The sequence below is a fragment of the Cytobacillus firmus genome (assembly GCF_023657595.1).
In the GTDB taxonomy this organism is placed as follows: domain Bacteria; phylum Bacillota; class Bacilli; order Bacillales; family Cytobacillaceae; genus Cytobacillus; species Cytobacillus firmus_B.
Map to the genome: position 1 here is coordinate 1,947,029 of NZ_CP098323.1, position 12,629 is coordinate 1,959,657.

General features: G+C 41.5%; 10 protein-coding genes and 1 riboswitch. Of the genes, 9 read left to right on the plus strand and 1 reads right to left on the minus strand.

Going from position 1 to position 12,629, the window contains the following annotated elements:
• Positions 1–76 precede the first annotated feature (76 nt).
• The 8 genes from NAF01_RS10005 (at position 77) to NAF01_RS10040 (ending at position 10,523) form a co-directional block, all read left to right on the plus strand.
• Positions 77–607 (plus strand): cell wall hydrolase, encoded by a 531-nt coding sequence (locus tag NAF01_RS10005; protein WP_163141597.1) that lies wholly within the window; start codon positions 77–79, stop codon positions 605–607.
• Positions 608–732: 125 nt separating this feature from the next.
• The gene (locus NAF01_RS10010; protein ID WP_197246314.1) at positions 733–1,215 is read left to right on the plus strand and encodes an AraC family transcriptional regulator; all 483 of its coding nucleotides are present in this window, start codon (positions 733–735) and stop codon (positions 1,213–1,215) included.
• A gap of 270 nt (positions 1,216–1,485) precedes the next feature.
• Positions 1,486–2,559 carry a Wadjet anti-phage system protein JetD domain-containing protein gene (locus tag NAF01_RS10015; protein WP_250802198.1) on the plus strand — a complete coding sequence of 358 codons (1,074 nt, stop codon included), beginning with the start codon at positions 1,486–1,488 and terminating at the stop codon, positions 2,557–2,559.
• Positions 2,550–4,061: a hypothetical protein gene (locus NAF01_RS10020; protein ID WP_250802199.1), complete on the plus strand. Its 1,512-nt coding sequence runs from the start codon at positions 2,550–2,552 to the stop codon at positions 4,059–4,061. The genes NAF01_RS10015 and NAF01_RS10020 overlap by 10 nt, the downstream gene beginning before the upstream one ends.
• Positions 4,058–4,810, plus strand: coding sequence for a DUF6063 family protein (locus NAF01_RS10025; RefSeq protein ID WP_250802200.1), 753 nt, complete (start codon positions 4,058–4,060; stop codon positions 4,808–4,810). The genes NAF01_RS10020 and NAF01_RS10025 overlap by 4 nt, the downstream gene beginning before the upstream one ends.
• On the plus strand, positions 4,788–9,248 hold the full coding sequence (locus NAF01_RS10030) for a coiled-coil domain-containing protein (RefSeq protein ID WP_250802201.1): 4,461 nt from the start codon (positions 4,788–4,790) through the stop codon (positions 9,246–9,248). Before NAF01_RS10025 ends, NAF01_RS10030 begins: the two co-directional genes overlap by 23 nt.
• 74 nt (positions 9,249–9,322) lie before the next feature.
• A riboswitch (SAM riboswitch) is annotated at positions 9,323–9,429 on the plus strand.
• A gap of 106 nt (positions 9,430–9,535) precedes the next feature.
• Positions 9,536–10,114: an O-methyltransferase gene (locus NAF01_RS10035; protein WP_163141579.1), complete on the plus strand. Its 579-nt coding sequence runs from the start codon at positions 9,536–9,538 to the stop codon at positions 10,112–10,114.
• Between the two features lie 25 nt (positions 10,115–10,139).
• Complete coding sequence (locus tag NAF01_RS10040; protein WP_197246307.1) at positions 10,140–10,523, plus strand: PH domain-containing protein; 384 nt, start codon at positions 10,140–10,142, stop codon at positions 10,521–10,523.
• Between the two features lie 30 nt (positions 10,524–10,553).
• Here the strand turns inward: NAF01_RS10040 and NAF01_RS10045 are convergent, their stop codons facing one another.
• Positions 10,554–11,930 (minus strand): MocR-like pyridoxine biosynthesis transcription factor PdxR, encoded by a 1,377-nt coding sequence (locus NAF01_RS10045; RefSeq protein WP_250802202.1) that lies wholly within the window; start codon positions 11,928–11,930, stop codon positions 10,554–10,556.
• A 92-nt stretch (positions 11,931–12,022) separates the two neighbouring features.
• On the opposite strand from NAF01_RS10045, the gene NAF01_RS10050 reads away from it, so the two are divergent.
• Positions 12,023–12,595 (plus strand): GNAT family N-acetyltransferase, encoded by a 573-nt coding sequence (locus tag NAF01_RS10050; protein WP_048008893.1) that lies wholly within the window; start codon positions 12,023–12,025, stop codon positions 12,593–12,595.
• Positions 12,596–12,629 lie beyond the last annotated feature (34 nt).

Here is a 12,629-nt window from a genome sequence, read left to right on the forward strand (position 1 = left end):
TGAGTTCTCCCTGTAAACCTGTTAGCCTTGAAAGTGGCCTGTTTTTGCCTAAAAACTACAAACAGGAGGTTTACAAATGAAAAATTTAGTAACATTTGTTGCTGCCATTTCACTCATTATGGGTTCATATAGCATGTTTCCTGCTGATCATTTTGATGCAGAGACAGTGGATCAGAAAGCTGCAGAAACATTAACATATAAAAAAGTTGAGGTTGACGTGAAAGAGTCATCATCAACAGATAATCGCTTCATCAAAGAGGAAGAAAAAAAGCTGCTTGCACGTCTTGTACAGGCTGAAGCAAAAGGGGAGCCGTTTGAAGGAAAAGTAGCGGTTGCTGACGTGGTTCTGAATCGTGTCGAGCACGAACAATTCCCGGATACAGTCAAAGATGTTATTTATCAGAAGAATGCTTTTGAACCTGTTCAAAATGGTTCAATCAATGAACCGGCAAGTAATGAAGCAGTTCAGGCCGTTGAGACAGCTCTTATTGATAAGGAGCAAAACGAAGAGTTCCTATATTTTTATAACCCTGAAACAGCCACAAGCCAGTGGATTTTCTCACGTGAAGTTGTGAAAAAAATCGGCAACCATGCATTTGCTATATAAAGGCGCGTACAGCATAAAAGCTGCGCGCTTTTTTGTTGGAGAAAAAATGAAATTGGAGAAGGAATATTAAGAAAGAAAGAGAAAATAATTCAAGGGAAATAATTCCAATAAGGGGGATCTTTAAAATGGAGATCAATGTAAAGAAATTGCCTGAAACAGAAGTAGCGTATATCAGGCGTACCGGAAGTTATTTTGAGCCGCAGGATCATTGGGGAAGATTGATTGGATGGGCAAACAATCATGGATTATATCCTCCGCAGGAATTTTTCATTGGCATATCATTGGATAATCCTGATCTGGTGGAGAGCAAGGATTGCCGCCACGATGCCTGTGTTACTATTCCTGAAGGCTTTAATAAAGAGGAGCATCAGGAAATAATGTTTAAAAAAATTGATGCCGGGGATTATGCTCTCTATCCATTCTATGATACCCCTGATAAACTGCATATTGCCTATCAGTACATGTTTGGAGAATGGCTGCCAAATAGCGGATATGACCCGGATTACGATAGACATAACCTTGAATTCAATCTCAATAATCCTGCTGAAGATGCAGGAGGGAGATGCAGAGTTGACTTATATGTACCAGTGAGAACAAATATTAGCTGATGAAGTTACTGAATTGCCCCATGATAACTTAATAACTTAAAAGTTAGGAGAAAGAATACCGATTGAATTTTTTATGTATTCCTGAACTGCAGCGCATGGATCCCCCAGTGCTTAAAAATGCGGGAGTAGCTATTATTGCTTTACTCCCCGCCCCATTTTCTTCTCTCTGTTATTAAATCCATTACATCAATTCATCAACTAGTTTATAATAAAAATGATGTCCGCATGAGAAAATTGTCGTCTCAACCTACCCGATAAAGTATTAAGAAGGTGAACAAAATCAACATCATCGAAACAAGGGTGAGAAGCTTCATTGAAGATATTCAGCACCCTAAGCAAAAGAAGAAGTTAAACATAAATGATTTGGAATTTCAGCTGCGCAAATTGCTGGATGATTATTTTGAAATGGACGGTTATTCGCTATTTTATGAAGCCATTCAATCATTGCAGGATGAAGGGCAGCTGACAGCTATACATAATCATCAATACAACGGGAAAACCCCGTCTCTGCCTTTATATTTCTGGGTAAACGTGAAAACTCACACCGGCAAATGGGATCGTCTCGAGATGATGAAGTTAAGTGACCGGTTCGATTTTTCGTTTTATGAACGGCACCCTGAATGGCAGACGAAAGAGGAATGGAGCCGCGTCAAGAATTTATATGCTTTTCTCCAATCCAGCGGCGAACGGGAAATCGTTTCACTTGAGGAAAGAAGCCTGGAGCTGTTCGGCCATGAAAAATTCCTGCAGGATGTGATCAGTTTTCCTGATGGAATAGGTTTTTTAGCACGAATTGGTGTATCTGAAGATCAGCTGAAAGTGGTGAAATACGGAGAGCCTTTTGTGTTTTGGATGAAACAGGGAAAAGAAATTAAAGATATTCAGCGAGTGCTGATAGTCGGGAATCTATCATTCTTTCATACTAGCATTCAATTATTGGAAAGCGATCTGCTCGATTACGAACCGGAACTGATCATTTATGGGGAAGACACGAAAATTGAACGGAGCTTTTCGTTTTTCTTTAAAATCTTCCCGGCTAAATCGTATCTATTCTATTATGCGGGGGATCTGGATGCTGCGGGCTACGGGATCATGACTAGGCTGATTGAGAAATACCCGGAATGCTGCATTCAGCCTGCATTGAAGATTTACCGTAAAATGCTTGAATGTCTGGATCAAAGAAATGATCAGAAATCAGGACAGCATCAAAATCTTAAATACCGTGATGCGTTCTTTCGGTGGTTTACGGAAGAAGAGCAGGAACTCTTAATGCAATTATGGCAGGAAAATAAACGCATTCCTCAGGAAGTCTTAACAATTGAAACATGGAGGAGATGGATGTGAACGAGTCATGGGAAGGATTCGCCCAGCGGATGCAGCGTTTAAACCCGCTGTTTGAGCTTGGAAGAGGTATGGAAGTCGGAGAGCTGAAGCCTCATATCCAGACGATTCTGATGCAGGTGCTCCTCACCATTTTTTATCGGGAATTGAATGATGATGATCATCGGAGAAAATCGGATATCAAATATATGGTGGAAGATTCGATTAAACAAATGAAGCTTTTGGCTGATGAGAAGCAGATTGAACGAATTACAAGCGGGCTTCTATATCAGGGAAAAGAAGAATACAGCAGACCGTTTGAAGCCCTTTATTACGATGAAATCAGACAGTCATGGGAGACGCAGGTATTCCGCTATGTGACAATGGATGAATTATATACAAACCTGGAGATGGGCGGATCTATCGTCTATAAGCTCACAGATGTCTCACAGGAAATGATTTTCATGAGCAGGGAAATGGCGGAGGAGTTCTCGATCACCATTGAACAGCTCTACAGTATGCAGCTGATTAAAAACGGTAATTTCCGCAAAGCTACCCGAAACCTCGATCACCTCATTTCACGGGTCAACCGCTTAATGTCAAGAGAATTCTCCTTTCAAAAAGAAATGATCAATAATCCCAAAATCTTATTGATGGAAGAAGAAATGCAAAGGGCTGATAATCGTGCGGAAATTGAGAAGCAATTTGAAGAAGAAAAAAATCACTTCCGTACCATCAGCAGTCTGATTGAGAAGACAAAACGAAGAAACGAGGAAGATGATCACATTCAAAGAGAATTGATCCTCCTGCAGGAAAAAATCGGCCATACAAGGCAATTGCATGACCGTTTTGCCAAGCTTGTGATTCAGAATATCTCCTATGAAATGAAATTAAAAGCGGAAAATCCTTCGCTGTTTTGGGAAACGAGCCTGGTTTCGTTTCGGGAGCATATTTATGAAAACTGGTTCATGAAGGAGGGGGCATCTTCCTTCGATCATGTTGAGAAGGTACTGGGTCCTTTATTTTCGCCAAAGAATGAATTTATCTTGCCCTTGGATTGGATCTGGGGCGAACAGGAATTTGATGAAAAGCAGCTGACAGAGACAATGGAGGAAGAAACGGAAGACGAAAGCATTACCCATCAGCGCGTAACGAACTGGGGTTCTGTTATCAAGGCCTGGAGCTATGTGTTTCAATATTTGCAGACATACGGAGAGTTTTCCCTGGCTGATTTAACGACATTGCCGCTTGAGGTACAGGATTTATGGTTTGAAGAATCGGAAACGATTGATTTATGGATGATGTTTGATAAAAAGCCTCTGAATGTTCAGGTGCTGCACCGGAAGGAAGAGAGCTTGAGCGATGAGAGGGAAATTCTTCTTTATAAGCTTATGCAGGAGTATCCGCAATTCCAGGTGTTTGAAGGATTGAAACTTTATACCGAGTTTGATCATCGGGCGGAACCTTTCCTCTGGTATCAAATGAAAATTACTCCGTTTAAAATTTGTGTTCAGGAGGAGAAATGATGAGTGCAGAAAGTATTAAGACTGCATCAGCAGTTTATTTCACGCTATTAAAAGACAAGGTCATCGATGAAAACAGCGAGCACTTTCAGGCGTATTTCGATCCTGATGTAAGACAGACGGTGCTTTTAATGGCAGACGAATCCGGGACCTTTATAATTGAATCGCCGAAACGGATTCAGCTCGTTGTTCAGCCGACCGGTTCTGTTTTTGCGACGAATTTTACACATATGAAGGACAGGCATAAACAGGTTGAAACCAAAAAACATTTTCACCTGATGAGCGTTGTCATTATGGCATTTCTGGCGGGCATCGACCGCAATCAGGCGGCTAAGATCCGCACGAAGCGCGAAGGTATCAGCTTTTATACATTAGAACGGCAAGTGAATGATGTCATTATGAATTGGGATAGCCTGCTTAAAGCAAAGCCGGATTTCGGAGAAGAAGAAAAAATTGATATGAGAGACGTTGTGACGACATGGAAATACATGGAGGTCGACACAGATGATTATGGAGCCAGGAAAGCCAATCGCAGAACGCGGATTGGTTTGATTGCAAGTGCCATGCGTCTTTTGGAAACAGAAGGACTCATCGTCATTCTGGATCGGGAGGATATACCGAAGGCGATTCCAAAGCAGGAGTTATTTGAACGGATTGAATATCTGTATCATGACTATGACCGTTATGAGATGTTCAAGGAATTAATGAAAACAGAGGAGGAGGATCAGCATGCCAAAAATACATCGAATTAGAATTGCCAGCCTGAAATATGATGGCATGCAAAAGCAGTATAGGGACACCACATTTAACTTTCATAATGAGGAAACCTCCACAAATGGCCTCATTTCAATGATGAATGGGGGAGGAAAAGGTGTTTTCCTGCAGACCATATTTCAGATCCTTAAGCCGGGTACCGCATGGGGAAAGCAGAATAACCGCTTTTATCAGCAATTCTTTTTTAATAATAAAGAGCAGTTTATTCCTTATACCTTTCATGTTCTCATACAGTGGGAGCTCGACGGGGCTGACCGCAGGCATTTGGTGACGGGCGGAATGTTTTCAGCAGAACAGCGTATTTCAATGAATGAAGAGAGCGGAGATAGCAAACCTCTTGAACAGGAAGCGAAAATTGTCCCGAATATTACCTTTTATACAAGAGAGTTTGAACGAAAAGAAGAAGCATCTCTTGAACATATTCCGCTCTATGAAGATGGAGAACTGGCTGAAACAGAAGGCCTTAAGGATTATTTAAAATGGAATGGGTACGATGTTTACCGGGATACAAAGAAACACTACCGAATTTTGGATACATATGGGATTAACCGAAAAGATTGGGATATTATGAAGGACATTAATAAGGATGAAGGCGGCGTCGGAAAATTCTTTGAAGGCGCTGAAGATGATCATTCCCTGTTCCAAAAGCGGATCATTCCTACAGTCAGTCAGGTTCTGCACCGGACGGAGCATCAGAAGAACGATCTGGTTGAGATTTTTAAGAGTCAGGCAAGCATCGCGAAGGACCTCCCTGTTTTGCTGAAAAGAGAGCAGGCACATAAAGAGTTCCTGGAAGATATTCTTCCTTTTGAAGAGAGCCTGGCAAAGGGTATCGGGCATAAGGAAATTGTAGAGGACAGTATTAAGGCCGGAAGACAGCTGCTTGGCGCTTTGGAGCATTTGAAGAAAACAGAAGAAGAAACACTCATTGAACTGGAAAAGGAAATCGAAAAATTAACAGGCAGGCAAGTGGATCTGCGTTTTCAGAAAGATAATCTTGAGTATGCAAAAGCTCACCGGGAAGTGCTGGATTGGGAGAAGAAATTAGCGGAAGAGCAGAAGAAGCATATTGTTCTGCAGGAATCAGTGAAGGAAAAGCAGGAGCGAAAAGAAGAGCTGGCTTTTCAGCTGTTACTAAAAGAATGGCATGAAGGGGAACAAAGCATCCGCGCGCTTTCCCAGCAAATTGCGAAGCTCGAGCAGAACAGCGGCCTGGAGCAAGTGAATCAAAGAATGGATGAAATCAAAAAAGAGGCGGCACAGCAATGGGAGAAATCCTCCGTTGCCATTAGGGAAGCCGTTCAGCAATATTCCGGATATCAAAGGTTTTTAAAGAAAAAAGCAAACGACCTGTCAAAGCAGGACAAACAAAAGACCCAGGAGATTGCTCAGCTTCGTACAGAAATTGATTTTCTTTATACCAAAATTCATGAATTTGAATCAAAAGAAGAACAGCTTATCGAGGAATTCGGTGACCGCATTGCCTATGATTTAACGGGTTTTATTGAAAATCTGAATAAACAGATAGAAACCAAAGAAGCGGCACTCAAAGATATACAGGCAAAAGAGCATAGTTCAAATGAAAAGCAGAACCAGCTTGCTTCTTCCCATGGTACACTCGCACAATCCATTCAGTTTTCAGAAGAAAAGTGTGAAGAGCTAAAAAAGAAAAGTGAAGAGCAGCAGCAAAAAGAAACAAAGCTGTTCGATCAGCTGCAAGGTGTTCTGCAAGGTGTAACAGCACCATTCACGAATGCCCTTTTATCAAAATATGCCCTGGAAGTGGAAGAGCTCCTCGTTCAAAATCGCGAGCAAGGGGAAGAATTAAAGAAAGCACTCTGGGAAACGCAGCTGGATTATGCCTTAAATAATGAGCATTTCTGGATTGCCAATAATGATGTGCAGGAATTGAAGGAATGGATTGATGAAAAGACGGGGATTGACGTATTTTACGGATCCCAATTTCTCCAATCCTTAAAGCCGGATGAAGTGGCGAGCCACATGCTTTCTCATCCTCTTCTGCCGTACGGCTTAGTAGTCAGCAGGCCGCAATGGGAAAAAATCAATAAGCGGGTCCTTAGCGGAAGGATGTATAAAAGTCCGGTCCCGATTTTTATGCGGGAAGAAATGGCGGGCGAAAATCAGCAGAATGCCTTTGTGATGATCACCGGGACGGAGAAGGAGCTGCTGGCGGATAAAAATCAGTTCACAAACTGGAAGATTGAGATTGCGAAACAAATAGAAGATCAGAAAGATACACTTGCAGAGTTGGAAAAAACAGAAACAGCGCTGCGCCGTATTATAAAAGAAATCGACCGATTCCTTTCCCATGACCTTGCCGGTGATATCGAAAAAGTACTTCTTCAGGAAATGGAAGCCCTGCTTTCGAGGAAAACGGAATTGCAGGCTATCATCGTGCAGGAGGAAAAAGAAAAAGAACTGCAGCTGGGACTTAGAGAACAGTTGGAAAAGACGAAGAAAAAGATTGAAAATCTATCTAAAGACGCGGAATCCTTAGCGGGATTTAACCGAGAAAAGTCGATGCATCAGGAAAATAAACGGGTAAAGCAGGAAAAAGAGAAACAAAAGGAAGCTTTCGAAAAGCTGCAGAATGAACTGGGAAACGAGTTTCAGACCATCGCTGACCTTCAGGAAAAGTGGAGCCAGACCTATCTGGAATGGAAGCTGTCAGCCGAGCAAAATATTAAGAAGATCGGCTTCTTTATAGACGGTGCTGCTTTTCCAGCAGCTGAGAAAGCAGAAGCTTCTGAGGAGGTTCCGCGATTATCACCCTATATTTTAGAAGAAATCAATGGCAGCATTGAGGAGCTTAAACAGCTGCAAAAATCAAAAGAAGAACAAGCCAGTGAACTGCTCGCGATTCAGGCGACAAGAGAATCCGAACAAAAGCAGCAAAGGAAGCTGGAGAAAAAACTTCATGCTCTTAATGAAGAGTGGAAGGACGCTTCTGTACCGGATGAACCAATAAGTATTTTGGAAAATATGGTACAGGCAGCTGCAAAGGAAACAAAGGCAGCAGAAAAGGAAGAGCGTGAGCAGGAAAAGACCGTAACCATTGCTGAAACTTCCTTAAAGCATGGAATGGATCAGCGTAAAAAATCCTCAAAAAAAGTGGCCAAGCATGATCAAAAGCCTGAAGAATGGGAAGAGCTTGATCTGGAAGTGAAGACGATCGAAATTACTGACCAGACCAAACAGACAAATGCAGAAATAAAGAAAACGGAAGAACGCAAAAAAGAGGCAGAACAAAGCATAACTGAGTTTGAAAAAGATCAATTGCATTTATCCGTCATTCTTAAAGAGGAAGCGGCAGCTTTCTCGGATGATGACATCGAAAAAATAAAGAGTCAAGGAAAGCAAAGCATCCTTTCCTGGAGTGAAAAACATCAGGCTATTCAGGATGAAGGGCAAGAGAAGCATGCGAAGATTGAACAATCACTAAGAAATTTAAAGCTTGCTATTGAAGGCAAGGATTGGGAAATCCGCTTTAAGAATGAAGTCTTAACTACGCTTGATCATATGGATACAAGGCATTATGCGCATATTCAAAGTGTCGTCCAAAACATGAAGCGCTTTTCTCAGAGCGGCCTGGAGCAGCTGGAGCGCGACAAAGAACGGGCGGAAAAGGCGCAAAACTTCTGGGCAAGCCGGGCAAGCATGAAGGTAATGAGCATTTCAGAGGCAATTCGCTCGATGATTGCGAAAATGAAGCTTAAGAATGAAAGGGGTTCTTTCCCGCTCGTCCAGCTTAAAGAAGATATCCTGCCTAAAAAAGCGGAAGATGTCGAACCTTTACTGAAACAGCATTTTGTTTCAGCCATTAATAAAATTACGAAGCGATTTGAGATGATTGATGATAATAATCCGATGCTGGATCAGGAAATCAAACAGCTTATCAGTGATGAGCAAATTTTATTTGTTTCCCTCAGAAATCGCTATCCGGAGCTCCTGGTGTATAACATGCGTACAGACAATGCATTCATGTACGGTAAACCGCAGCGTGAGCATTATTCGACCTGGCAGACGATCAACCAGGGTTCGAAGACGAAATCTGATGGCAGCGGCGGTCAAAAGCTATCTGCCCGCATGGTTATGATGATGATGCTTCTTTCGGTCAAGAGTGAAACCGATCAAAGCTGGGTTCCGCTAGTCTGTGATAATCCCTTCGGCCAAGCTGCTTCTGCCCATGTGCTTGATCCTATTTTCGCTGTAGCCGATAAGCTGAAGTTCCAATTCATCGTCGTCACTCCGCCTGAATTGGTGAAAACAGAAATCAGCCAGAGATTCGAAGCGTACTATAAATTGGACTTCATCCGTGAAAAGGGGAAAGAAATTGTGTCGGATACGATTGTTCCGGCTTATAGGATTTATCAGGGAGAGGAAGCAGTTCATTAGATTAAAAGAATGAAAGTATTGCCATTTTACTGAAACTATGCAATACTTGGTTGAAAATATAAATTTTATACAAATTCTTATCCAGAGAGGTGGAGGGACTGGCCCTGCGAAGCCTCAGCAACCCCTGATTATGTCAGGAAGGTGCTAATTCCAACAGAGTTGACGCTCTGGGAGATAAGAGGTCGTTTTGATAAGTAAAGGCCTCTTATAAAGAGGCCTTTTTTTGATGCTCTTTTATAGTTTGAGCTTGGTTTAGATTAGAACGAAGAAAGAGGAGGAATGGCAATATGGAAAACGGCGTTATACAGGTACCGGAAGCATATTCAAGGATATTACAGGAATCAGATGTGCTCGGCTTCGGGCAGTCATGTGATATAAAAACAGGATTTTTACTGAAGGGGCTGGCAGCCTCTAAATCTGGAGGAAGCTTTTTGGAGCTGGGAACAGGTACGGGAGCGTCTGCTTCATGGATCATTGATGGGATGGATGAAGGCAGTAAGCTTACGACCGTTGACATAGATCCGACAGTGCAATCGATCGCGAGAAAGTACCTCGGGAATGACAGCAGAATCACATTTTGCTGTGAGGACGGAGCAGCTTTTATTCAAAACCTGTCGGAAGGGTTCGATTTTATTTTTGCAGATACATGGCCGGGGAAATTCGAGCTTCTGGACAAAACCCTGGATCATTTAAATATCGGCGGTTTTTATGTGATTCATGATGTGTTTCCGCAACAGAAATTGCCTGAAGAATTTCGGATCAAAGCAACTAAACTTCTAAAAACTCTGCAGGACAGACCTGACCTGGACATAACAGAATTGGATTGGTCTACTGGGCTGATACTGGCAGTTAAGACAGCGGTTTGACAGATGAAATGTGAGGGGGAGTTCCATGGACAACATTAAAAATCAGGTTAAAAATGTATTGCATGAAGGTGAAAACATAATTGAATGTTTAAGCTGTTCATTAGTTGCACATTACTGTTTAGCACCGCAGGCAGGCTTATTTGCAGCAACGAACAAAAGACTGCTATTCTATGGAATCCCGGTATCAGAAACAAACAAGGAATTAGTTGAAGAATTTGCGTATAGCCATATAACTTCCATTGAAGAAAAAAGGGGTATCACCGGGAAGCATATTCATATGTACTATAAGCAAGACTTGTACAAATTCCAGCAAATCCAGGGGATGAATTTGTTTGATTTTATGGTGGCTGTTAAGGAAAAGATGAGCCTGTTTACCACTTCACCAAAAGAGCGTTATCCTGTAAGATAAGCGCTCTTTTAGTTGAATATTTGACTTAGTCTAAATGCAAAGATAACGTTTCCATGCATTAGCGATTAATTTGACTCCTCTCTCAATCTCGTCCATCGAGGGGGCGCCATATCCAATCATCACTTGATTGTTTGGCTTGTGAAGATGATACATAGGTAAAACAGCATCGATTTCAACTCCCGCCGACTTTGCCAGTTCAATTGCTTTAGATTCATTCAATCCTTCTGGTAATGTCACGATGATATGCAAACCTGCTGTATCTCCAATTATGTCAAAGTTTTCTCCTAAATGCTTTGACAGGCTATCTATTAAACAGCTCCTTTTAGCTCTATATAAAGTTCTCATTTTTGCTATATGGGATAAATAAAATCCTTCATCCATAAACTTTGCAGCAGCTCTCTGATCGATTCTTGAAACAGTAGACTTTTGATAAGCATTAAATTTTTCAAAGTCCTGCTTCAGGGCTGCTGGCATAACCAGATAGCTGATCCGAAGTGATGGCAGCAATGTTTTTGAAAAGGTACCGAAGTACAGTACCCGCCCGGTTGAATCCAGATGGGATAATGCTGGGATTGGTGCCCCTTTGTAGCGAAATTCAGAATCATAGTCATCCTCGATAATGTAAGCAGACTGTTTAATTGCCCAATTTAACAGTTCAACCCTTCTGGCAATAGACATAATTGTACCGGTAGGATATTGATGAGCAGGTGTGGTGTATAACAAATTTACAGGCTCATCAGCATCAGGCACACAGCATCCTTCCTCATCCACAGTAATCGGATAACATGGCAGCTGTAATTGCTCAGTAATAGATTTAGCCCGAATAAAACCTGGATCTTCTATTCCGATGGCGCTCCGTTTAAAAAACAAACATACATTTAGCAGCTGCTGTTGGAATCCGCTGAAGATATACACTTGCTCCGGCTGGCAGGCCAGCCCTCTAGCTTGCTGTAAGTATAGTGCAATTTGGGCACGCAAAGAATATTCGCCCTGCCACGGTGCATTGCTGGCATTAGATTCATTAAGCTCTTTTCTGTATAATCGGCTCCAATGTTTATAGGGGAAGGCGGAGGCATCGACTTGCCCATTTTTAAAATTAATATGAAACTCATTCTGAACTCTTTTCTCCAATTCCATTGTATTAATTTCACTATAGTGCCATTCATTCTGAATTTCAGAAACAAAATAGCCTCTGCGTTCTGCTGAATAACAGTACCCTTCACTCAGCAACTGTTCATAAGCCATCTGAACAGTTATGATGCTTACGTTCAATTGTTCAGCCAGCCGCCGCTTAGCAGGAAGTCTTGAATGAGCTGACAATTTTCTATCTAAAATCGCAAGCCGAATTTGTTCATAAATTTCTTTATACTTTATTCCATTTTCCGTAAGCAGAATTTGAAATTCCATTGAATCATTCCCTGGTATTATATTAAAATTCATTTTTGGTTATTTGTATCATACCATAATTCGGTTTTAATTGATTCAAGGAGAGTGATAGCATGCAAATTTTAGTAAACAATGTTGTGCAGTTAATTCCCATGGAACTTGAGCATATTGAAGGAATTTATGAAGCAGCTCAGGATAAACGCATATGGGAGCATATGTCTGTTGATTTAACTGATAAAAGCCGGGTCATTCAATATGTAAAAGATGCGATACAAAAACGTGAGCAGGGCACCGATTTTGCTTTTGCCATTGTCCATAAAAAAACAGGGAATATCGTCGGTGCTACTTGGTTTCTTGATATCTCAATCCCGCATAAACGGCTCGAAATCGGCTCAACATGGATAAACCCTCATTATTGGCGCACGAATATTAATTCAAACTGTAAATATTTATTATTAACATACTGTTTTGAAGAACTGTCCGTGAATCGCGTACAAATTAAAACCGGACATGAAAACTTCCGTTCACAAAAAGCGATCGAAAGGACCGGTGCGGTAAAAGAAGGCGTACTTCGAAATCATATGATACGAAAAGAAGGGACAATTCGCCATACTGTCCTTTATAGTGTTATAAAGGAAGATTGGGGAAAAGTAAAAAGACATTTCGTAGAAAACTTGCTTTTCTAGGTTTTGTGGAACATTTATACTGAATAATAAAACT